17 protein-coding genes and 4 pseudogenes are annotated in these 21664 nt (G+C 71.2%); 9 read left to right on the plus strand and 12 right to left on the minus strand.

What is annotated here, in order from left to right:
• Window positions 1-52 precede the first annotated feature (52 nt).
• Both ACIOFR_RS15675 and ACIOFR_RS15680 read right to left on the minus strand, forming a co-directional pair.
• Window positions 53-1597 carry a DEAD/DEAH box helicase gene (locus ACIOFR_RS15675; RefSeq protein WP_400996927.1) on the minus strand — a complete coding sequence of 515 codons (1545 nt, stop codon included), beginning with the start codon at window positions 1595-1597 and terminating at the stop codon, window positions 53-55.
• Window positions 1598-1965: 368 nt separating this feature from the next.
• A complete protein-coding gene (locus tag ACIOFR_RS15680; protein WP_030918248.1) occupies window positions 1966-2169 on the minus strand; it encodes a cold-shock protein in 204 nt (67 codons plus the stop codon).
• 573 nt (window positions 2170-2742) lie between these two features.
• Between ACIOFR_RS15680 and ACIOFR_RS15685 the strand changes: the two genes are divergently transcribed.
• The 5 genes from ACIOFR_RS15685 (at window position 2743) to ACIOFR_RS15705 (ending at window position 9816) form a co-directional block, all read left to right on the plus strand.
• The gene (locus tag ACIOFR_RS15685) at window positions 2743-5220 is read left to right on the plus strand and encodes a SpoIIE family protein phosphatase (RefSeq protein WP_400996929.1); all 2478 of its coding nucleotides are present in this window, start codon (window positions 2743-2745) and stop codon (window positions 5218-5220) included.
• A gap of 226 nt (window positions 5221-5446) precedes the next feature.
• Window positions 5447-6463: a GlxA family transcriptional regulator gene (locus ACIOFR_RS15690; RefSeq protein WP_400996932.1), complete on the plus strand. Its 1017-nt coding sequence runs from the start codon at window positions 5447-5449 to the stop codon at window positions 6461-6463.
• A complete protein-coding gene (locus tag ACIOFR_RS15695; RefSeq protein ID WP_400996935.1) occupies window positions 6460-8151 on the plus strand; it encodes a thiamine pyrophosphate-binding protein in 1692 nt (563 codons plus the stop codon). Before ACIOFR_RS15690 ends, ACIOFR_RS15695 begins: the two co-directional genes overlap by 4 nt.
• Window positions 8123-8776 carry an SRPBCC family protein gene (locus ACIOFR_RS15700; RefSeq protein ID WP_400996938.1) on the plus strand — a complete coding sequence of 218 codons (654 nt, stop codon included), beginning with the start codon at window positions 8123-8125 and terminating at the stop codon, window positions 8774-8776. The genes ACIOFR_RS15695 and ACIOFR_RS15700 overlap by 29 nt, the downstream gene beginning before the upstream one ends.
• Complete coding sequence (locus ACIOFR_RS15705) at window positions 8773-9816, plus strand: ketoacyl-ACP synthase III family protein (protein WP_400996940.1); 1044 nt, start codon at window positions 8773-8775, stop codon at window positions 9814-9816. The genes ACIOFR_RS15700 and ACIOFR_RS15705 overlap by 4 nt, the downstream gene beginning before the upstream one ends.
• 60 nt (window positions 9817-9876) lie before the next feature.
• Here ACIOFR_RS15705 and ACIOFR_RS15710 read toward each other — a convergent pair.
• The 6 genes and pseudogenes from ACIOFR_RS15710 to ACIOFR_RS15735 form a co-directional block, all read right to left on the minus strand.
• Window positions 9877-10005, minus strand: a pseudogene (locus tag ACIOFR_RS15710) (family 1 glycosylhydrolase); the annotation flags it as partial.
• Between the two features lie 20 nt (window positions 10006-10025).
• A pseudogene (locus ACIOFR_RS15715) lies at window positions 10026-10423 on the minus strand (DUF3050 domain-containing protein).
• Between the two features lie 69 nt (window positions 10424-10492).
• Window positions 10493-11152, minus strand: a complete 660-nt coding sequence (locus tag ACIOFR_RS15720; protein ID WP_400996943.1) for a response regulator — start codon at window positions 11150-11152, stop codon at window positions 10493-10495.
• Window positions 11149-12360, minus strand: coding sequence for a sensor histidine kinase (locus tag ACIOFR_RS15725; protein ID WP_400996970.1), 1212 nt, complete (start codon window positions 12358-12360; stop codon window positions 11149-11151). The genes ACIOFR_RS15720 and ACIOFR_RS15725 overlap by 4 nt, the downstream gene beginning before the upstream one ends.
• Complete coding sequence (locus tag ACIOFR_RS15730; RefSeq protein WP_400996945.1) at window positions 12360-13193, minus strand: lysostaphin resistance A-like protein; 834 nt, start codon at window positions 13191-13193, stop codon at window positions 12360-12362. The genes ACIOFR_RS15725 and ACIOFR_RS15730 overlap by 1 nt, the downstream gene beginning before the upstream one ends.
• Before the next feature lie 328 nt (window positions 13194-13521).
• Window positions 13522-13653, minus strand: a pseudogene (locus tag ACIOFR_RS15735) (MBL fold metallo-hydrolase); the annotation flags it as partial.
• Window positions 13654-14181: 528 nt separating this feature from the next.
• Here ACIOFR_RS15735 and ACIOFR_RS15740 point away from each other — a divergent pair.
• Complete coding sequence (locus ACIOFR_RS15740) at window positions 14182-15777, plus strand: GMC family oxidoreductase (RefSeq protein WP_400996947.1); 1596 nt, start codon at window positions 14182-14184, stop codon at window positions 15775-15777.
• A 44-nt stretch (window positions 15778-15821) separates the two neighbouring features.
• On the opposite strand, the pseudogene ACIOFR_RS15745 reads toward ACIOFR_RS15740, so the two are convergent.
• Window positions 15822-15950: pseudogene (locus ACIOFR_RS15745) on the minus strand (LysR family transcriptional regulator); the annotation flags it as partial.
• Window positions 15951-16087: 137 nt separating this feature from the next.
• Here ACIOFR_RS15745 and ACIOFR_RS15750 point away from each other — a divergent pair.
• Entirely contained in the window at window positions 16088-16906 is an 819-nt protein-coding gene (locus tag ACIOFR_RS15750) for an inositol monophosphatase family protein (RefSeq protein WP_400996949.1), read from the plus strand.
• A 43-nt stretch (window positions 16907-16949) separates the two neighbouring features.
• Window positions 16950-17546: an NADPH-dependent F420 reductase gene (locus tag ACIOFR_RS15755; RefSeq protein WP_400996951.1), complete on the plus strand. Its 597-nt coding sequence runs from the start codon at window positions 16950-16952 to the stop codon at window positions 17544-17546.
• A gap of 505 nt (window positions 17547-18051) precedes the next feature.
• Here the strand turns inward: ACIOFR_RS15755 and ACIOFR_RS15760 are convergent.
• The 3 genes from ACIOFR_RS15760 to ACIOFR_RS15770 all read right to left on the minus strand — a co-directional run bounded on the left by ACIOFR_RS15760 (window position 18052) and on the right by ACIOFR_RS15770 (window position 21163).
• Window positions 18052-19038, minus strand: coding sequence for a helix-turn-helix domain-containing protein (locus ACIOFR_RS15760; protein ID WP_400996953.1), 987 nt, complete (start codon window positions 19036-19038; stop codon window positions 18052-18054).
• A gap of 128 nt (window positions 19039-19166) precedes the next feature.
• A complete protein-coding gene (locus tag ACIOFR_RS15765; protein WP_400996955.1) occupies window positions 19167-19304 on the minus strand; it encodes a hypothetical protein in 138 nt (45 codons plus the stop codon).
• A gap of 320 nt (window positions 19305-19624) precedes the next feature.
• Window positions 19625-21163, minus strand: a complete 1539-nt coding sequence (locus tag ACIOFR_RS15770; RefSeq protein ID WP_400996957.1) for a phosphatidylinositol-specific phospholipase C domain-containing protein — start codon at window positions 21161-21163, stop codon at window positions 19625-19627.
• A 176-nt stretch (window positions 21164-21339) separates the two neighbouring features.
• Here ACIOFR_RS15770 and ACIOFR_RS15775 point away from each other — a divergent pair.
• Window positions 21340-21664: transposase (locus ACIOFR_RS15775; RefSeq protein ID WP_400996959.1), on the plus strand; the 325-nt coding region annotated here is incomplete at its 3' end.

The following is a 21664-nucleotide window of genomic DNA, read 5'->3' on the forward strand; positions in this document are numbered from 1 at the left end:
GCCCCCGGGGGCGGGGTCGGCGGCCGGGCCGCCCACCGGGGCCCGGCGGGTGCTAGACGGCGAGGGCGCCGCGCCTGGGCGCCCGGCGGCGGCCGGAGGGACCCTGGCCGTCGCGGCCGGCGCCCACGCGGGTGTCACCGCCGGCAGAGGTGGGGCGGCTGCGACGGCCCCGACTCCCGGACGGGCTGCGGCGGGGGCGCTCGACGACGGGGTCGGCGATCACGGTGGGGATGCCGGTGGGCACGCGGGCGCCGGTGATGCGGGCCAGGTCCTCGTCGCCGGCGCTGACCGGGGTGGTGACGGGGGTGATCCGGGCGGTGGTCATCATGCGGGCCATCTCGCGGCGCTGGTTCGGCAGGACGAGGGTGACGACGGTGCCGGACTCGCCGGCCCGGGCGGTGCGCCCGCCCCGGTGCAGGTAGTCCTTGTGGTCGCCCGGCGGGTCCAGGTTGACGACCAGGTCGAGCCCGTCGACGTGGATCCCGCGGGCGGCGACGTTGGTCGCGACGAGCGCGGTGACACGGCCGGTCCGGAACTGCTCCAGGGTGCGGGTGCGCTGCGGCTGGGACTTGCCCCCGTGCAGGGCCGCGGCCTTCACGCCGTTGGCGAGCAGGTCCTCGACCAGGCGGTCGGCGCCGTGCTTGGTGTCGATGAACATGATCACGCCGCCTTCGCGCGAGGCGATGTGGGCGATCGTGGCGTTCTTGTCGTGGTTCTGCACGTGGAGAACGTGGTGCTCCATGGTGCTGACCGCCCCGGCGGACGGGTCGACCGAGTGGGTGACCGGGTCCTTGAGGAAACGGCGCACCAGGCGGTCGACGTTGCGGTCCAGGGTGGCGGAGAACAGCATCGTCTGGCAGCCTTCGGCGACCTGGTCGAGGAGTTCGGTGACCTGCGGCAGGAAGCCCATGTCGGCCATCTGGTCGGCCTCGTCGAGCACCGTGATGCCGACCCCGTCCAGCTGGCAGTCGCCCCGCTGGATCAGGTCCTTGAGCCGGCCGGGGGTGGCGACCACGATCTCCGCCCCGCGGTTCAGTGCCTGCGCCTGGCGGCCGATCGACATCCCGCCCACCACGGTCGCCATCCGCAGCCGAACCGCGTGGGCGAACGGGGTGAGGGCGTCGGTGACCTGCTGCGCGAGCTCGCGGGTGGGCACCAGCACGAGAGCCAGCGGCCGGCGCGGCTCGGCGCGCCGGCCGGCGGTGCGGGCCAGCACAGCGAGGCCGAACGCGATCGTCTTGCCCGAACCGGTGCGGCCGCGGCCGAGGACGTCACGGCCGGCCAGCGAGTTCGGGAGCGTCGCGGCCTGGATCGGGAACGGCGACGTGACGCCCTGGCCGGTCAGCACCGACAGCAGAGCCGTGGGCATGTCCAGTTCGTCGAACGCTTCGACGGGCGGGAGCGCCGGGGTGGTGCTCACCGGCAACGCGAACTCGCCCTGCGGAGCGGAACTCCGACGGGCGCCCCGGCCACCGACGGGCCGGTCGCCGTAGAAGGAGCTGCCGCCGGAGCGGGATCCCTGGGCGCCGCCGGAGCGGGAGGGAGACGAGGAGCGGGAGTTGGCGTTCCGGTACGGGGAGTGACTGGAGCGGTTCATGCGAAACCTTCCCGGGGGCGGCACGTCGCGAGGCAGCTCCGCAGCGCGGGGCGCCGGCAGGAGGTCGCTGGGGAGCGGGCCGAAAGAGTGGAGAGCGGGGCGTGGACGGTGAAACCGTGCGGCACGTCACCTCAGGTCCGCGCTCACCGCGGGGCGGGAGCGAAGAACCTCGAACCGTGGGTGTCACGGCAGGGCGCCGATCCGGACGCGGCGCCGAGCGTCTCGCGTGGGGATGGCCGCCGGTGGCGGAGCCAGGGGGCCTGAACGGCCGGGGATGTGCGTCGTCGAGCAATGCCGAGGGGCCCGCACCGGGCATCATCTACGCGGTGCGGGCCCCTCGCTGCTAGGCGGGTGCCGTGGCAGAAAAACTACAGCGGACGAATGTTCTCGGCCTGCGGGCCCTTCTGGCCCTGCGTGACGTCGAACTCGACCTTCTGGCCCTCGAGCAGCTCACGGAAGCCGTTGGCGTTGATGTTCGAGTAGTGGGCGAAGACGTCGGGGCCGCCACCCTCCTGCTCGATGAAGCCGAAGCCCTTTTCCGCGTTGAACCACTTCACAGTGCCATTAGCCATAAAAAAATCTCCTTCAAGGGGCTGTCCGAAACACGCACGGTGCGGGCTCCGAGTCGCCGCGATGAGCACCCACCCGGGAAGATCCGGGAAACAAAAATGCGCCTGCGGAACATCAGCAGGCGCACACAAAGTTCATGGGAACCACTACTGCAACTACGACGACAGTAGCAGACCCGGGCCCGCCACCGGTGGAATTTCACCCCCCGACTTCGCAGAAGCGTCCCCGGCGGCCACCACCCGGAGGCCAACAGTCGTCAACACGCCTTGCGGGCAGGTTGATTGGAATGGCCGCATGCCCCGTCCGGGTCGGCACCCGCATTCCCCGTGAAAATTTTCACCCTCGCACTTCCCGGCCGGGCGCCCGAGGAACGACGAAATCCGGGCCGCCGCTTGACAGCGCGGCCGGCCGGACGTACATCGGGACACATGGGTGTGCGCGATCCGGCGGAGCGGTCGGCACCGCAGGTCACGACCGACGCGGCGGCCCACCCGGACGCGGGCGCCGCGACGGGTGCGGGCCGTCCCGGGCCTCGGCCTCCCGGGCCGGCGGCCGAGGCCCGGGAGGCCGACAGGGTGACGGCGGAAGGCGAGGACGCCCTGGTGGCGGCCGTCGTCAAGGCCGTCAGGGAGACCGGCGCCCACGCCGGAAGCGTCTTCCTCCGCTCCCGGGACAGCCGATCGATCGTCCTGGCCGCCACCTGCGGGTCATCGCCTTCACTGCTCGGTGGCTGGCGGCTCATCCCGGTCAACAGCCCCATCCCGGTGGCGGCGGCCTACCGGTCGGGCCGGACGGTCCACCTGGCCGACGCCGGCGAGACGATGCGACGCTATCCGCAGCTCGCGGTGGCCCTGCCGTACGCGTTCGGCTCCGCCTCGGTGCCGGTCAGGGCCGGGCAGGAGAGGCTCGGGGCGCTGGCGGTGGTGTGGGCGGCCCCGCCCGGGCACGCGGGACTCTCCAGGGCCCAGCTCCGTCACCTACGGGCCATCGCCGGCCGGCTCGGCAGCGCCCTCGCCGCGCTCCGGGACCGCGGGGGTACGCCCGGATACGACGCCTCGACGGTCCCCATCGAGGTCCCGGCTCCGACCGCACCGGCCGTGCGGGTCGGCCTCTTCGACTGGCAGCTCGACACCGGGACCGTGGTCGCCGACGAGGAACTGTGCGCGATCTTCGGTCTGACACCCGGCGGCTTCGACGGGCGGGCCGACACACTGGCCTCCCGGCTCCACCCGGGCGACCGGGCCTCGCTCCGGGCCACGGCCCGCGCGGCCGCCACGGACGGCAGGGTGCTCGCCCGTCGGCTGCGCATCCGTGCCGCCGACGGGTACCGCACCGTCGAGCTGTGCGGCCGCGTACCGGAGGCACCCGGTGAGGAGGTGCGCCGTCACCTGGTCGGCTGTGTGCTGGACACCGGAGCCGGAGCCGCAGCGCTCACCGCGGTGGAACGGCTCCGGGACGGACTCTTCTCCCTCGCCCCGGACGGGCGGGTCACCTACGCCAATCCCGGTCTGGAGCCGCTGCTCGGAGTGCCCGTCCGGAAACTGCTCGGCCGCCGCCTGTGGGATGTCCTGCCCTGGCTGTCCGATCCCACCTACGAGGACCGGTACCGGGCCGCGATGGTCTCGCAACAGCCCGGTACCTTCCTGGCCCACCGCCCGCCGGACCGGTGGCTCGCCTTCTCCCTCCACCCCGACGCCAGCGGTGTGACCGGCAGGGTGGCGCCGTCCGGACCACCGGTGGACCCCCCGGAGCCGACCACCGCATCGCCCGGGTCGGACACCGCGCATCCCGCACCGGGCCGGCCGACGGTCCAGGCGGCCCAGGGGACCCAGGCCCAGGCGGCCCCCGCACGTCTGGGCGCCATCTACCGCGTGCTGCAACTCAGCAGCGCGCTGACCGAGGCGGTCACCACGGACGAGGTGTGCAACGTCGTCTCGGACCAGCTCATGCCGGCCTTCGGCGGACAGCATCTGGCCATCTACCTGATCGACGAGGGCCGTCTGCACCTGCTGTTCCACACCGGCTACCACGACCGCTTCCTGCACTGGCTCGAAGGCAAACCCCTCGACACGCCCCTGCCCGGAACGGAGACCCTGACCTCCGGCGTACCGCTGTTCGTCGAGTCCCCGCAGGACCTCGCCGACGGCCGCCGGGCCCATCCCGCCGAAGGCCTCGGAGCCTGGGCGTACCTCCCGCTGGTCGCCTCCAACCGTCCCGTCGGGACCTGCATCCTCGGGTTCGACGAGATCCACCACTTCACCACCAAGGACCGCGGCCTCCTGACCGCGCTCGGCGGTCTGATCGCCCAGGCCCTCGAACGCGCCCGTCTCTACGACGAGAAGTCCGCCCTCGCCCACGGGCTGCAGAACGCACTCCTGCCCCACCGCCTGCCCGACCTGCCCGGTATCCGCACCACCGGCCGGTACCTGCCCGGCACCAGCGGCATGCACATCGGCGGCGACTGGTACGACGTGATCCCCACCGGCACCGGCGTGGCCCTCGTCATCGGGGACGTCGAGGGGCACAGCGTCGCGGCAGCCGGCACCATGGGCCAACTACGCAGCGCCGTACGGGCCTTCGCCACGGCAGGCCACTCGCCCAGCGCCGTCCTGGCCGGCACCAACCGGCTCATGACCGACCTCGACCCCGGGCTGCTCGCCAGCTGCTGCTACATCCGCATCGACGCGAGCGCCGACCGCGCCCACGCCGTCCGCGCCGGGCACTGCCCGCCGCTGCTGCGCCGGCCCGACGGCCGCACCGACGTGCTGGAGCTGGAAGGCGGGCCGCTCCTCGGCATCGACGGCACCAGCACCTACCCGGAGACCCGGCTGGAACTCCCCCGCGGCTCGATCCTCGCCCTCTACACCGACGGCCTCGTCGAGGAACGCGGCACCGACATCGACGTGGGCATCGACGACCTGCGGGCCTCACTGGCCCACGCCCGCGCCGAGGACCTCGACGAGCTCGCCGACCGACTCCTGCGCAAGGCCCTGCGCTCCCCGCACCGCTCCGACGACATCGCCCTGCTGCTCACCGGCTACCGCCCCGAGTGAGTCCCGCCGGTCGACCCGGCCACTGGAACGGCGACCCGGGCAACCGCCGAGGGCGCCACGCCCGGCATCCGGTGACACCTCCGATGTGACCCGTTTCACACCGGCGGTCACCCTCCGTGATCAGGGCTGGCCGGCGGCGCTCCGGGAGGTCCCGGCCGCAGCTCATGGCCGAATTCGTCAGTAGACCGTCATTGCCGCCACGTCGCGCCGGATACAGGCTGTGACCGTGCATCAGCGACGTGTTGTGGTGGTGGTCTACTCCGGTGCACAGGCACTGGACATAGCCGGTCCGATCGAGGTGTTCGACACCGCGAACCGCATGCTCCCCGGGACGGGTGTCCGCTATCGGACCCAGTTCGTCTCCTCCGACGCACCGCTCGTGCGGACGTGCTCGGGCATGGCGATCGCGGCGGAGCCGCTCGACGTGGGAGGCGGCCCGATCGACACCCTCCTCGTCCCGGGCGGATGGGGTCTCAAAGAGGCTTTGGAGGACGGCGGGTTGGTCGCCTGGGTCGGCCGGGCGGCGGCCCGGTCGCGCCGGGTCGCCTCCGTGTGCGGCGGGGCCTTCCTGCTCGCCGAGGCCGGTCTGCTCACGGGGCGGCGCGCCACCACGCACTGGGCCTTCTGCGAGGAGATGGCCCAGCGGTACCCGGACGTGACGGTGGAGCGTGAGCCGATCTTCGTCTGGGACGGCCGGTTCGTCACCTCGGCCGGGGTGTCGACCGGCATAGACATGGCCCTGTCCCTGGTGGAGGCCGACCACGGTGCGGCGTTCGCGCTGGAGGTGGCACGGTTCCTGGTCCTGTTCTTCAAGCGCAACGGCGGGCAGTCGCAGTTCAGCGCGGTTCTGGACGCGCAACTCGCCGATCGCGCCCCCATTCGCACCGCGCAGGAGTGGATCCTCGACCACCTCGAACTGCCGCTGCCCGTGGCCGAGATCGCCGATCGCGCCAACATGAGCCTGCGGAACTTCGCCCGGGTGTTCCGGCGCGAGGTGGGGACGCCCCCGGCCCAGTACATCGAACAGATGCGCATCGCCCGGGCCCGCAAGCTGTTGGAGACCACCGATCTGCCGGTGGCCCAGATCGCCCGGCGCTGCGGGTTCCCGGCCCCCGAGACGTTCTTCCGGTCCTTCGGCCGGACGCTCGAACTGACCCCGAACGAGTACCGCCAACGCTTCCAGACCGTCTCGCCGGCCGGTCACATCGTCCGGGCCGCCCCGTCCGACAGGAGCACCGTATGACTGCCGAGGTCCGGCTCGTCGACTACCTGGTGAGGGAGCTGGCCCGGTCCGGCGTCAGGCACGTGTTCGGTGTGGGCGGCGCGAACATCGAGGACTTCTACGACGCCGTGCGCGACACCGGCGACGTGATCCGCACCGTCGTGGCCAAGCACGAGTTCTCCGCCGCCACCATGGCGGACGGGCACGCCCGGGTCACCGGGCGGCTCGGCGTCGTCGCCGTGACGTCGGGCGGTGGAGCGGTGAACCTGGTGCCGGGGCTCGCGGAGGCGTACGCCTCGCGCGTGCCGGTGCTGGCCCTGGTGGGGCAGCCGCCCACCGGACAGGAGGGGTTCGGGGCGTTCCAGGACTCCAGCGGCAAGGCGGGCTCCCTCGACGCCCGTGAGCTGTTCTCCCCCGTGAGCCGGTTCTGCGCCCGGGTCGACGATCCGGGCTCGATCCCGGAGTTGCTGGCCCGGGCGGTCACGGCGGCCCGGACCGATCCCCAGGGTCCTGCCGTGCTGCTCCTGCCCAAGGACGTGCAACAGGCGCGGGTCGCGCTCCGGGAGCCACGGCCGGCCGCACCGCCGGTCCGTACCGAACCCCTCGTCCCGGACTGCGTGGTGGACGTCCTTCGCGGTGCGCAGCGCGTGCTGATCATCGCCGGTGAGGGCGTGGCCTCGGCCGACGCGCGGGGCGAGCTGGCCGACGTGGCGCGGCGGCTCGGTGCGTGGGTGGCCGTCACCCCGGACGCCAAGGACGTGTTCGACAACCGCGAGGCCCGGTTCGCCGGGGTGGCCGGGGTGATGGGTCATGCGAACGTGGCGCAGTGCCTGTTCCGGGCCGATGCCTGCCTGCTGGTGGGCACCCGGCTGCCGGCCCTGGCCCGCGGCGGCCTGGAGCGGGAACTGGCGGGGACATCGGTGATCTGCATCGATCCCGAGCCGCCGTTCGTGCCCGGGATCTCCCTCCGCGGCGACCTGCGGGACACCCTGCGCGTGCTGGCCGCCCGCCTCACTGACGGTACGCGTCCGCCGCCCGACCACCCCGGCCCGTCCCCCTTGCCGACGCCGCACACCCCGGACACCGGTTACGCCGCCGCGGTGGCCTCGGTCGAGGCCGCCTTGCCACCGGACGCCCATGTCTTCGTGGACGCCGGCAACGCCGGGGCGAGCGCAATCCACCTGCTCCCGGCTCCGCGCCACGGACGCTTCGTGGTGGCCGTCGGCATGGGCGGCATGGGCTACACCTTCGGCGCCGGCATCGGCGCGGCCCTGGCCACCGGGCGGCGCACGTACGTGATCGCCGGTGACGGTGCCTTCTTCATGCACGGCATGGAGGTCCACACCGCGGTGGAACACTCCGCTCCCGTCACATTCGTGATCTTCAACAACAACGCGCACGCCATGTGCGCCACGCGTGAGCAACTGTTCCTCGGGGCCGCGAACCCCGCCAACCTGTTTCGCCCGGCGGACATCGCCGCAGGCGTGGCGGGCATGTTCCCCGGCCTGGACGTGACCCGGGCCGAGGACGGCGCACAGCTGCGCCAGGCGCTGCGCCGGAGCAACGCGGGCAGCGGGCCGGCCTTCGTCACGCTGGACCTCGACCCCGCCGAGACACCGCCGTTCCTTCCCTTCCTGGACATCGCCGGCCGGCAGCCGGCCGAGAACGAGGAGACCGCCCATGAGCGCGGACCAGTCCGTGTTGGCTGACATTCCCGGCCTGACCAGGGTCGAGAACACCGGCCCGGAGCAACTGACGGCCCGCTGCGCGGAGCTGACCCGGCCCGCCTACCCGCACGGTGAGGTCTACGGGACGTACTGCACGATCCAGGAGTACGTCGACTGCCCGCCGGCGCAGACCTACGCGTACCTGAGGCAGGGCCACCACCTGGAGGAGTGGACGTTCAGCCTGCGGAACTTCGAACCCACCGCAACCCCCGGGCTGTGGGTCGGGGACGACCGCCTTGCGGAGCAGACCCGGATCTTCTGCCGGGTGGAGGCCAACGCCGAAGCCGGGACGGTGGACTTCCACTGCTCCTGGGACCAGGGTGACGAGCTCTGGATGGTGTACCTGATGCGCGTCCTGCCGGCCCGGTCGGTGCTCGGCAGGCCCGGCTCCGTGATCACCTGGACCAACTGCCGGCACCCGTACTACGACGCGAACCCCCATCCCGGACTGGCCCCTCGGGCGGACCGGCCGTGGGTGGGCGACTACTGGGACCTGTTCTACGCGGGCCACACGCTGGAGATGGGGAACCTCAAGGCGATCCTGGAACACCGTCACCGCAACGGCCTGCCGGTCTGCTCCTCCCCCACCACGGCGGTGGTGCGGTGACCACGGTCAGCCTCACCGACGTCGCCGGCTACCTGCCCGGCGAACCGGTCCCCGCCGAGTTCTACACCGAGTACCCCGGCGCGGACGACGCACTCCGCGACAGTCCCATGTTCAGGATCCCCCCGCTGCGACACCACGTGGCCGCGGACGAGAGCAACGTGGACATGGTCGAACGCGCGGTCGCACCCCTGATCGAGCGGCACGGGCCGGACGAGATCCGTTCCGTGGACGTCCTGCTGATGCACAGCCAGCTGCCGGACACGCCGTTCGTGGGAGCCGGGACCGAGGTGGCACGCCGGCTGGGGCTCAAGCCGCGGTGGCTGATCGACGTGGCCAACGCCGGCTGCGCCTCGTTCGTCCACATGCTCGAACTGGCCCGGCAGATCCTCACCACCACCGACGCCAGGACGGCGCTGATCTGCACCGCCCAGAGCGCCGCCGGCCAGCTGTTCACCCAGTCCGAGGTACGCCGGCTCGCCCAGGCCGCGATCCCCGGGGACGGCTGCGGGGTGGGGTACGTGACCACCTCGGAACGCTCTCCGGTGCTCGACCTGGTCGCCCGTCACATCGTCTCCCACGGTGGCGACATGAAGGCCGTCCTCGACGACGGGCGCAAGTACTGGGAGCCCGGCGAATCCCAGCTGCGGATCGGTTTCACCGAGACCAGCACCGCCGAGGTCCTCGATCGCGGCAACCGACTGGTGCCGGAGGTGGTCACCGACCTGTGCCGACGGCTCGGGGTCGCCACCGACGAGATCGACCTGCTGGTCACCAACCAGCCCAACCGGACCTTCCTGCGCAACTGGCGCAAGGATCTCCGACTGCCGCCGCACCGCCACCCCGACACGTTCGACAGCTGCGGAAACCTGTTCGGCGCGGCGATCCCCATCACCCTCGACCACGCCCTTCGTTCGGGACGGGTCAAGGACGGCGACCTGGTGGTGCTGGGCGGCTTCGCCCACGCGGGCGACTACGCGGGCGCGGCCGCGATCCGCTGGAGCACCGACCGCACCACCCCCTCGGCCGGCCGGCCGGCCTGACACCGCCGAGCCACCGCCTACTCTGGACGGCGCCGCGCCACATGCGCGCCGAAGCCGCTCCTACCTCGGGTGTCGCGCCCGATGGGCGCCGATCAGGTCGCGGTACCAGGCGTAGGAGGCCTTCGGGGTGCGCCGCTGCGTCTCGAAGTCGACGTGGACGAGGCCGAACCTTTGATGGAACCCCTCAGCGCGTCGAACAGACTGTCATTCTACCCAGGAGCCGACTCCGATCTTCCCCTCGTGGCATAGAGGCCGTGACTGAAGGGGTAGTTGGGAGTCATGGCGGAGAAGAGGCGGAAGTTCGACGTGGAGTTCCGCGAGGGGGCTGTGCGGACCGCCGCTGGACAGTCACGCCCGGCCAGCCTGGCCACGACGAACCCGGCCGCCGCGGTCGGAAGCTCGGCCGCTTTGGCGGCTCCGGTCGCTGCGGTGCCGCGGCCGAGGAGGCCGAGGAAGGCCTCGGCCACCGCCGTGTCCGCGCCGGACCGGGCCATCCCGTCCACGTAGAGCTCGAAGTGGCTGATGTAGCCCTCGCGGTCGGACCGGATGGCGCCCACGGCAGCTCCACGCGGGTCAGCTGCCGCCGCGGGCACTTGAGCAGTGACATGAAGTCCCAGACCGTTCCGGCCCTCGCGCAGCGGAACCCGCGCCTCCGGACCGAGGACGCAATGCCCGGTCAGGTGACCAGGCCGTGGCGGTAGGCATAGATGACCGCCTGGACCCGGTCACGGAGTTGAAGTTTGGTGAGGATGCGGGAGACGAAGGTCTTGACGGTCTCATGGCTGATGACGAGGGTTGCGGCGATCTCGCTGTTGGAGAGGCCGTCGGCGATGAGGCGGAGAACTTCCATTTCGCGAGGAGTGAGCGGGATGTCCCGGTGGGTCTTCTCGGCGGGGCGGATGCGGGCGGCGTATCGCCCGACGAGGCGGCGTGTCACGTCGGGGTCGAGGAGGGCCGCGCCGGTGGCGACGGTCCGGATGCCGTGGAGCAGTCGGTCCGCAGGGGCGTCCTTGAGGAGGAATCCGCAGGCGCCGACGCGCAGTGCCTCGTAGACGTACTCGTCCAGGTTGAACGTGGTCACCACGAGGACTTTGACGGGGTGGGGCACTCCGACGCCGGCCAGCAGGCGGGTGGCTTCGAGGCCGTCGAGGACTGGCATGCGGATGTCCATCACAACGACGTCGGGTCGCACCTTGCGGGCGAGGTCGACCCCGGTCCGTCCGTCTGCGCACTCGCCCGCCACCTCCATGTCGGGCTGGGCACCGATGATGGTGACCAGGCCGGTGCGGACCAGCATCTGGTCGTCGCAGACCAGGACCCGGATCGGTGCGCTCACGAGGTGCCGTCCGCGGGGATGCGTGCCCGGACGGTGAAGCCGCCGTCCGGGCCGCAGCCGGCGCTGAAGTCGCCGCCCAGAACATCGACGCGCTCGCGCAGGCCCGCCAGGCCCCGTCCGCTGCCGGCGACGACGGCGGTGGCCCGTGAGCCGGTTCCGTCCGTGCTGACCTCCACGGTGATCTCCCTCTCGCCGCGCTGGACCTGCACGGAAGTGCGGCTGCCGTGAGCGTACTTGAGGGCGTTGGTCAGTGCTTCCTGCACCACCCGATAGGCAACGAGGTCGGCGCTGCCGGTCGATGTCGGCGGTGTGCCCTGCTCGGTGAGGTCCACGGGCTGTCCGGCCCGGCGGGTCTGCTCGACGAGCGTGTGGACCCTGCCGACTGCCGGTGTCCTGACCTGCGTGGCCTCCGCCGGGCCGACGCCGTGGTCGGTGTCGTGGCCGCTTTCGTGGCCGCTTTCGTGACCAGGGTTGAGCAGGTCCAGCAGGTGACGCAGGTCGGTGAGGGCACTGCGGCCGGTGTCGCTGACAGCGGTCAGGGACTGCTCCAGCCGCTCGGGTGCGGCGGTCAGGTAGCGGGCGGCTTCGGCCTGGACGACCATCGCGGTCACGTGGTGGGTCACCACGTCGTGCAACTCGCGGGCGATGCGGATGCGTTCGGCAGTACGGGTCGCGGCGGCCACACGCTCGCGGCGTGCCGCCTCCGCGGCCCGTGTGAAACGCAGCCACGCCCCGGCTCCCCAGGCCAGGGCGAGCGTCAGGTAGAACGTCACGAACTCCGTCGCCGTCTCGCCGCCCGAACCGAGCCGGGCAAGCGCGATCGCCAGCGGCACGTACGCCACGGACAGAAGGACCACGGTGGTGCGCCGGCGCCGTTCCAGATGGAAGCCGGCACTGATCAGCGCGACGAGCAGGGTGGTCCCGGCAGCCGAGTGGTAGCCGCACAACTGGTCGAGGGCAAAGCCGCACGCCACCAGCCCGAGACAGATGACCGGCCACCGCCGCCGCAGCACGAGGGAGAGGCATTCGAGCGCGAGGGCCGCGACGGCCAGGGCGTCGAAGGGGCGGGTCGGCAGGTCCCCGACCTGCGTCCCGTGGCCGCGCAGTCCCGGCAGGAACGACGCGACCAGGAACAGTGTCCCGAGAGGGAGGTCGCGGAGGGTGACGTCGAGCCGGCGCCACACCTGACCGGCCCCCTGAAGGCTCATCACCGGGCGAGTGTAGCGAGGGCGTCGACGCGCCTGGCACGCCGGCGGGGGACGATGTGGCCGCGCCGACGGGCCAGCCACAGGAAGACGACCGTGAGCAGCGCGCCGAACAGCGTCGCGTACACGCTGGCCTCCGGGCCGAACTCGCCGCCGGTGATCAGCTTGGCTCCCGACGTCGAGGCGTCCAGCAGTCCGTGCGTGGCGCCGTTGCCCGAGACCTCGGTGCCGAAGATGCCGGACTCCGCGAAGTTCCAGCCGAAGTGCAGGCCGATCGGCAGCCACAGGGAGCGGGTGGCGGCGTACGCGGCGGCGAGCATGCCGCCGGCCTCGATGGCGATGGCGACGCCGCCCAGCGCGGTGGCGTCCTTGTTGAGCAGGTGGGACGCACCGAACACGGTGCCGGACAGGGCCAGCGCGATGTACGTTCCGAGGCCGCGCTCCACGAGCCGGAAGAGCAGGCCGCGGAACATCAGTTCCTCCGTGACGGCGGCGCCCGCCATGAAGCCGACCAGCCCGATCGCCCCGGTCGGCGAGCCGAAGCCGTGGACCGTGTAGTCCCCGAGGAAGTAGATGATCGCAATGACGGATCCGAACATCACGCCCCCGACCACCAGGCCCCGCAGGAGCGCCTCGGACGCTCCCTCGCGGGCCAGCTCCGTGACCGGGCGCCGCTCGGTGCGCCCCACGACCCATCGGTAGACGAGCACCGAGAGCGCGACCGTCAGGCTGCCCCAGAGGAGCGAGAGCCACGGGTTGTCCTGGACCGCGGTGGCGCCTTGACCGCCGACCGCACAGGCCAGGACCACGGCCAGGATCTGCCACACCAGTTTCATGACGACTCTTTCTTCGGTTCCGTTTCCGGTTCCCTGTCCGGTCCGCGACCGAGGCGCCGCGGCTGAACTGAACGTTAGGGAAACGGTGATAAGGAATCGTCACCTCACCGAGGACACCCGTACGTAGCTCTCACGGGGGACAGAACCCCCAGCCGCTCGGCCTGCCGTGGAAGCCGCCCCCGCCCGCGGACGCCGCTGCGCCTCGAAGTCGACGTGGACCGGACCGAAGCGCTGGTGGAACCCCTCAGGCCGTCGAACACCCTGGCATCGCATCCCCGCCGTAGTCACCGCACTGCTCTCCTCGGCCGACCGCTCCAGGTCCGGACGCGTCCAGGGGCCTCCAGGCTGGGCCGTCTCCATGCTGCTCGACGTGTCCGAACACCACATCGGCGAAGTGGACGCCGAAGCCGACCGTGCCGGGCTCCGCCAACTCGGCGACGAGGCGGCGGCGGTCGGCGGCCCGAGGCGAAGGCCCTGGAAGCCAGGACCGACGCGACAACGCCAGGCCGAGCAGGTCCGCCGGGGCGCGGCCGGCGAGAGCCTCGCGTGATTGGGCGCTTCAACCCTGGGGAGGGGGCGCCACCTGTGGCAGGGCAGGAAGTCGGTCGGCGTGTACGAGCAGCCTGACCCGATGCCGTGTGATGCCGACTGTCTCGTCACGCGTATGGCGCTGAGGTTCCGAAGGAATGTCGCGGAGGTTCAGGTACGTGCCGTGTCGGTAATCCTAGGATTCGATGGCAGAAGGGAAACCCGGCTGCTCCTGGACGGGTACACACCAAGGACAAGAACTCGTGAAACAAGAGAAGTCCAGCCGTATGGCCGTCATCGCAGATACCGGCGCCGACATGGGCGTCCCCAACGGGGCGTCGGCATCGGCCGGACCGGGCGCGGGTTCCACGTCTTCTGCGCGTGCCGAGCTCGGAGGCGGCCGAGCCAGGCACAGTGCCGACTGAAGAGAACCATCCCGACTTCTCGGCCCCTTTGATACATGCAAGCAATCAGCTCTTTGATCGTCGATGAGCCTTCTTTTACTGAAACCCGGTGGCCGGACAGCGCTGCCGTGGGAAGCGGAGACATGATGGGCCAGAGTCCCTATGACTATGTCGTTGTGGGAGCGGGGACAGCGGGGTGCGTGATTGCCTCCCGGCTTTCGGAGCGCCCCGGCGTGCGGGTGCTGTTGCTGGAGGCTGGAGCCCGGGACGCGACCGAGGCGATGGCATCTCCGTGGGGGTTCCTGGGGTTCGACCCGTCGTCCCTCTGGCTGGGCGCCTCGACCGTGCAGGCCGGTACGGGCAGGGCCGCTGACGTGTTGCGGGGTAAGGCGCTCGGCGGATCGTCGAGTGTCAACGGCCTCTACCACCTGCGGGGGCACCGCTCCGGTTACGACGAATGGCCCGGACTCGGTGCTCCGGGCTGGGGTTTCGACGATCTTCTGCCCTATTTCCGCCGCAGCGAGAGGACTCGCAGTCGTGATGCCTCCGTGCGGGGCACGGACGGGCCGGTCGTGGTCGCCCCGGTTCCGGAACCCCATCCCCTGGCCACGGCTGGCGTCGACGCCGCGGTGCAGGCCGGGTTCACACGCGCCGATGACATCGGCGGCGGCCTGGAAACCGGGTTCGGGTGGAGTGACATGAATCTGCCCGGCGGCGCCCGCCAGAGCGCGGCCGACGCCTACATCCGTCCGTTCCTCGACCGGCCGAACCTGGACGTCGTCACGGACGCGACCGCGCAGGGTCTGCGCATCACCGCGGGCCGCTGCACCGGCGTCGAGTACACCGTGGGTGGCGAGCACCTGTCCGTCGAGAGCGCCGAGGTCATACTGACCGCGGGGGCCATCGGTTCCGCGCACCTCCTGATGCTGTCGGGGATCGGCCCGGCCCGACACCTCGGCGAACACGGCATCGACGTCGTCGCCGACCTGCCGGGGGTGGGATCCCATCTGCAGGACCATCCGATGGCGGGTGTGGTGTACGAGGCCAGCCAGCCCGTACCGTTCGTTCCTGCCAACCCACCGGCCGAAGTGATGGGCCTGTTGCACAGCGGCCCCGCCGCGGCCCGGCCGGACCTTCAGGTCTACATCGTCGCCGCACCGCTCCCGTCGGCATGGGGCCGGCCGCCGGCCAACGGCTACTCCATCGCGTTCTCGGCAATGGCTCCGCACAGCAGCGGCACCGTGCGCCTGGCGGACGCCGATCCCGCCAGCGCTCCCGTCGTCGACCCCGGCTACCTGAGCGACGACCGTGACCTGGAGGTCATGCGCAGGGGCCTGGCAGTGGCACGTCGCATCGGGGAGGCCGACGCGTTCGCCGACTGGCGCAAGCGGGAAGCGGTGCCGGGTGCCGGGACGAGCGGAGAATCCGTGGAAGAGTTCATCCGCAGGGCTACCGGCCCCTACTTCCACTTCACCGGCACCTGCCGGATGGGAACCGACGCCGATGCGGTCGTCGACCCTGCGAACCTTCGCGTCCATGGGATCGCCGGACTGCGGGTCGCCGATGCCTCGGTCATGCCGTCCATCCCCTCGGCCAACACCAACGCGACCGTCTACGCCATCGCCGAACGGGCTGCCGAACTGCTCGACTGAGCCATCTTCCGCGCCCACGGCGCTTCATACAACGCCCTTCATCCCCCGGTCGTGCTGCGACTGCGGCCCAGACTCCGGCTCATCGCCGGGGCGTTGACATGCAGGCGCGCGGCCGCCCCGGCCACACTCCCCTCCCCCGGCAGCGCGTCGAGCAGGTTCATATTCAGTTGCATGGGAGTCATCCCAGCCGTGCTTGACATGCACTTGAAGGTAATGCCGGGGCTGGATACCTTCGACACCAGAGCGCAGGCGCACTGCACAGCGCGGCCCGACCGGCCCCAACCACCCCTTCTCGCACAGGAGTACCGCCATGTCCGAAATGCTTCAGACCACCGACGCCGCCCTCTCCGACGCCGATCTGCTCGACCGGACCGCGGACGCCGTGCGCGCGGCCGGCGCTGCGCTGCGGGAGCGCTTCGGCGAGGTGGTCCGCTACGGGAGCCGCGAGGAGCTGATGGCTGCGCTCGCCGTCAACGACAACGCGGCCCTGGCCATCCTGCGCCCCGCCCTCACCGAACTGCGGCCGCAGGCCCGGTGGGTGGAGGACGAGCTGGACGGCGGGGCGCTGCCGGCCGGTGAGTGGTGGGTCGTGGACCCGGCCGAGGGCAACGTCAACCACCTGCACGCCCTGCCGGAGTGGGCGGTGACCGCGACCCTGGTGCGCGACAACCGGCCGGTGCTGACGGTGGTCCACCTGCCGTTGACCGGCGAGACCTACACCGCGCGCACCGGCGGGGGCGCCCACCTCGACGGCCGGCCGCTGCACGTCTCCTCCACCGCCGACCTCGGCCTGGGCATCGTGGCGACCAGCCAGGCCCGACCGGACGAGGACGAGCAGGTCGTCCGGCGCGTCGGCGCCTCGATCACCGCGATGCTCTTCGACGCGCTCGTGGTGCGTGTCGCGGTGCCCGCGACCCTGCACCTGGTGAACGTGGCCGCCGGCCGGATCGACGCCTTCTGGCAGTTCGCCGGCGCCCGCGCGGACCTGCTGCCCGGCGCGCTGCTCGTCACCGAGGCCGGCGGGACGATCTCCGACGCCGGGGGCCGCCCCTGGACCCCGCAGAGCGGAAGCTTCCTGGCCGCCGCGCCCGGCATCCACGCCCAGGCCGTCGCCACCCTCACCCGCTGACCGCACACCACAGACCCGCACCAACGAGAAGGACCACACCATCATGACCAGCATCGCCGTACTCGGAAACGGCCGCGTCGGCGGCAACCTCGCCGCCGCCCTCACCCGCGCCGGCCACGAGGTGACCGTCGTGGACCGCGAGCCGGGCGCCGCCGCGGCGGCCGCCCGCACCGCCGAGGTCGTCATCAACGCCACCCCGGGCGCCGGCTCGCTGGAGCGGCTCGCCGCCCTGCGCGAGGAACTGCGCGGCACGATCCTGATCGACGTCTCCAACGCCACCGTCGACGGACCGGACGGCCTGCCCGGCGACCTCATCTACCCCGGTTCGAGCCTCGCCGAGCAACTCCAGGACGCGCTTCCCGAAACGCACGTCGTCAAGACCCTCAACACCATGCTCTTCCCGGTGATGACCGCCCCGGCCACGCTCACCCAGCCGCCCACCGCGTTCCTCTCCGGCGACGACCCGCAGGCCAAGCAGACCGTCCGCGAACTCCTCACCGACCTCGGCTGGGACAAGGACTGGATCACCGACCTCGGCGGCATCCGGACCGCCCGCGCCACCGAGGCCGCGATCCTGTTCGTGCCGCACGTGATCCGCTCCAGCGGATTCTCGCCCTTCGCGCTCTCGATCGCCCGCTGACCGAGCGCTTTCGGATTGGCCACCGATCGGGTGACGGTCGGGCAGGCGGGATGAGGGCAGAGCGGACGAGGCTCCCCGGACGGTTGAACGAGATGTCTCACATCTCAAACAACCAGCCGGGGAGCCTCGTTGGTCACCCTTCCTGCCGTACTGGACCGCGCCCGGCTCCGCATCCGCGCTCCCCCGCCAGCCTGGCGTACACCGGCGCCGGTGGCACGTTCGCGGTGCCCCGCCACAAGGAGCTCGGAGTCAAGGATCGCCGAACCGATCCCACGCCGGCTCCACCACCCCGTCGAACGCGCCGTCGCCACCGTGAAGCGCCGGAGGATCCTTCCGGCCCGGCCGCAGTCCGAACTGGCTGACGTAGTGGTGACCTCGTTGTTCGCGGGTCACGTGTGACGCAGGTCGTCGAGCCTCCAGCCGACGCCCAGGCCCCCGACAGCCCCGCACTTCCTTGCTTCGGAACGAGTCGGCGACCTCCGCTGAACTGCGGCCACACCTCCGGTCACGCGCTCTCGGCCAGCCCGTGGCCCGGCAGGTGCCGTTTCGGCGAGAGCGAGGCCGCTCCGGTCGAGCGGGCGTACTCGGTGGGAGTCTGACCGTAGTGCTTCTTGAAAGCTCGGGTGAAGTGACTGCCGTCCGCGAACTGCCAGTGTGCGGCGATTTCCGAAACACTCAGGCGCCCTGACGGCGCGACAAGGGCGAGCCGGGCCTCGTGCAGTCGCCGATGGCGGATGTAGGTGGTCACCTGCTCACCCACCGCGGCGAATGCCCGGTGCAGCGTACGGACGGAGACGTTGAGTTCACGTGCAAGCATGGCCGGAGAAAGGTCGGGGTCAGCGAGCCGACGGTCCGCGAGGTCCTTGGCCGCCTGGGTGAGCGCGGGAGCCAACCGGGGTTCCACGTCGTCGAACCGGGCCTTCGCCACCGCCTTGGCCAGCTCGACCAGGGTGCCTTCGGCAGCTGCCACACCGGCCGGGCCGAGGTCGGCCACGGTTGTGTGAATCATGTCCGCGAGGGCCGTCAGCAAGCGCATCTCGGCCGAGTCCGCCGACCCGGTGACGACCCGGGTCCCGAGCAGAGGTTTGAGCTCACCGGCGGGCAGGACGAGGAACTTCGCCGTGAGGTGCGCCGTCGTCTCGAAGGCCGTCAGACGCCCGAGGTGCCGAACGAGGAACTGCCCAGCCGACACGGTCCGGTCGCCGTGACCGGGCGGGCCGCCCAGAGTCCATGCGCCGCGCCGCACGACGTACATGGCAACCAGATCCTGATCGCCGCCCGGGACGTCCGCGGTTCGGGTAGCCGACGCGGCGTGAAGATCGGCGATCGCCGCGCCGTGCACCTTGGCCACGTTGCCCTTGACCCGGAAGTCACCGATCGTATCCGTGCTGAAGGCCGGCAGTTGAAAGACATCGTCGCCGACCTGTGTCTCCCACCCGCGCCGGAAAACGTCGAGTCCCCGCGGTGCGGCGCCCTGGGCAGTCGAGTCCACTGCGAACACTCCGCGCGCGCCGTCGATCTCCGCTCCAGTACCGTGCATCCCTCTCCGATCCCCTCGCATGGGTGTATTCGCATGATCATCGCAACGTTGCCGGTGTCATGCTGTCAGAGCGGCGGCGATTAGCTCGGCAGGGGTCTGCCGTCCCAGGGCATCGGGAGGAGGACGCTGGTGAACAGCGCTGTGGCCAGGGCCGCAGACAGCGCCTCGACAGCCTTCGGTGCGGCGATGCCGAGCTTGGCGTCCCGCGGGACAGCCATCCCGACAGCTCGGCCGAACGTCTCACGCGCCGAGCCACCGTGGTTGTCACTGGACGGGGCCGACGACATGACGGACCGTCAGCGGACGGGGCATCCGGAGGTCGTGGTCGCGGAAGTCGACGGCGTGCGTACCGGGCAGCCGTCCCGTCCCCTGAACCGCAGCCGCCCCGGCGTGCAGCCGCGTCGTCCGACGCCGAGCTCGAATCCCGGTTCGTGGCCGGCCCTCGCTCGAAAGGGCGGGCAACAGTGTCCGTGTACGGCTGAACGGCCGGGCCTGGCCCGACGGGGTGTACGTCGGGCCAGGTGGCGGGGTGGTCCGGTCAGGCCGGGCAGGTGCCCAGGACGACCTTGCCGCCCGACTGCGAGGCGGTCGCCGGGTCCACCATCAGGCACAGGTTCGTCCACTTGTTGATGAACCGGAGGGCCGACTGGTTGGCGAGATTGGTGGGCATGATGTTCCACATCTGGTTGTCGGAGATCCAGCGGGTCTCGCAGGGCCACCAGAACAGCTCCATCCCGGCCGACGGGGGAGTCCCGTTGTTCCACGGGACGGTCAGGCACTGGCCGTTGGCGGCCTTGATCCAGTAGTAGCCCAGGCTGTCGAAGGTGGACGGATAGGCGGCCTGCCACTGCTGGCTGCTGGGCGGGTTGCTCTTGCAGGCCCGCTGCTGGACCACACCGCCCTGCCCGGAGCTGTCGAACTGGGGCCCGCGGGTCATGCACCGGCCGTACTTGCTGTCGACGTAGGTCTTGTCGGACTTGACCAGCCAGATCGCCGGGCTGGTGCCCCTGGCGTCGTAGTAGGCGTTGCGGGCGATGATGTCGTGCACCAGCGCCCAGCCGGGGTAGTCCATCATGACGATGCCCAGCCGGCGGTTGGCGGTGTCGTTGTTGAGGTATTTCATCAGCCGCACGTTGACGCCGTCGACCCAGACCAGGTCCTTGCCGCGCAGGACGCTGTAGCCGCCCGCGTACTCGGAGGGGACGAGGTTGAACGGTGCCCGGGACGCGGTGGTGTAGGTCACGAAGGTCTGGTTGGCGGGGGCCGAGCCGGCCGCGGCGAGGTTCTTGCTGACCAGGCTCCACTTGGCCGGGGCGTCGGTGGCGGCCCAGGTGTCCTCGGTGTGGTCCTCGAAGCCGTTGAGGCCGTAGGAGCCGCCGTTGTCTGCGTTGAAGACGGACAGCACGATCTTGCCGCGGGCCTGGCCCAGCGTCGGCGGGTCGCTGCGCTTGCCGTTGTTGTAGAACAGCCCCGGGTACTGCTTCGCGTAGGCGTCGAAGAGGGCCGTGTGGCTTGCCGTCGGGTGGTCGTCCGTGCAGCTGAAGGTGGAGCCGTCGCACTCGGCCCGCAGGCGCATCAGGAGGGTCTCGCCCTTGTGGGCCGAGAGGAAGGCCTTCGCCTTGGTCAGGACGTCGTCGAAGTTGGCGTTCTGGTAGAAGGGGCCGTGGTGGATCACGAACTTGTCGTTGATGATGCGGAGCCGGATGTCGACCGCGCGGATTCCGCGGTCCAACTGCGCGGACAGCGTCGCCGCGCTGTCGCCGAAGTTCTGCTGCGTCTGGGCGCTGGAACCCCCGTGCACGGCCAGCGTCTCGTGGGTGCCGGGAATGGACATCGCCGTCAGCGGCGTGGTCGCCCCCACCTTGCCCATCCAGTCCTGCTGGTCGGCCGAACCGAGGTTCTGGAAGGCGTCGCGATTGTCCGTCCCCTCGGCCAGGGCGGCGTGCGGTGCGGCCAGCGGGGCCACGACCAGGGCGAGGGTGGCGACGGCGGTCACCGTGGCGGTCCGGGCCAGGCGGCGCAGGCGCCGCAGGGCGGCGCGGGCCGGGCGGGCGGACGGGGCGGAGGTGTGGGGCATGGCCACCTTTCGGGGAGGGGAAAGCCGCAGGCGCGGCCGAGGCCGGGCGTACTGCCGTGAACCCCAGATCCTACGTTCCGCGTAAATTCAGCGTCCCAGCAGAGGCTTTGTCAGGTACCCCAATTCTCCCTTGTCAGAAGGATTGTGATCCTCATTCAGTCGTGACACCTGAGGAGATGGAGACGGTCCGCCCGCGCTTGAAGGCGTTCGCAGCGGAGATGCTGGGCTCGCTGTCACGGCGAGACCAGCGCGCCAAGGGCGAGCTGTACCTGCGCGGGCTGATGCCGGACGGCAAGCGCAGGTCGATGCAGCCGATGGCCGAGCGCCTTGGGGTGGACCACCAGCAGCTTCAGGCTGGTGTCAGTCCCGGTCAGCCGGTGGCACCGACGACCATCTCCTTCCGCACGCGGCGTCGGATGTCGGCGACGAGAGGCGAGTCGGTGAACGCTTCGGCGACGAGGGCGAGGCGGGTGGTCTCGGCGCGGAGGTCGGGCGGGCTGG

The organism is Kitasatospora sp. NPDC088346 (assembly GCF_044740765.1).
Taxonomy (GTDB): domain Bacteria; phylum Actinomycetota; class Actinomycetes; order Streptomycetales; family Streptomycetaceae; genus Kitasatospora.

Coding starts and splice junctions, on each gene's coding strand:
- ACIOFR_RS15700 (WP_400996938.1), top strand. CDS start 8,123: ATGAGCGCGGACCAGTCCGTGTTGGCTGACATTCCCGGCCTGACCAGG.
- ACIOFR_RS15675 (WP_400996927.1), bottom strand. CDS start 1,597: ATGAACCGCTCCAGTCACTCCCCGTACCGGAACGCCAACTCCCGCTCC.
- ACIOFR_RS15680 (WP_030918248.1), bottom strand. CDS start 2,169: ATGGCTAATGGCACTGTGAAGTGGTTCAACGCGGAAAAGGGCTTCGGC.
- ACIOFR_RS15730 (WP_400996945.1), bottom strand. CDS start 13,193: ATGAAACTGGTGTGGCAGATCCTGGCCGTGGTCCTGGCCTGTGCGGTC.
- ACIOFR_RS15755 (WP_400996951.1), top strand. CDS start 16,950: ATGACCAGCATCGCCGTACTCGGAAACGGCCGCGTCGGCGGCAACCTC.
- ACIOFR_RS15725 (WP_400996970.1), bottom strand. CDS start 12,360: ATGAGCCTTCAGGGGGCCGGTCAGGTGTGGCGCCGGCTCGACGTCACC.
- ACIOFR_RS15765 (WP_400996955.1), bottom strand. CDS start 19,304: ATGGCTGTCCCGCGGGACGCCAAGCTCGGCATCGCCGCACCGAAGGCT.
- ACIOFR_RS15750 (WP_400996949.1), top strand. CDS start 16,088: ATGTCCGAAATGCTTCAGACCACCGACGCCGCCCTCTCCGACGCCGAT.
- ACIOFR_RS15695 (WP_400996935.1), top strand. CDS start 6,460: ATGACTGCCGAGGTCCGGCTCGTCGACTACCTGGTGAGGGAGCTGGCC.
- ACIOFR_RS15740 (WP_400996947.1), top strand. CDS start 14,182: ATGCAAGCAATCAGCTCTTTGATCGTCGATGAGCCTTCTTTTACTGAA.
- ACIOFR_RS15770 (WP_400996957.1), bottom strand. CDS start 21,163: ATGCCCCACACCTCCGCCCCGTCCGCCCGCCCGGCCCGCGCCGCCCTG.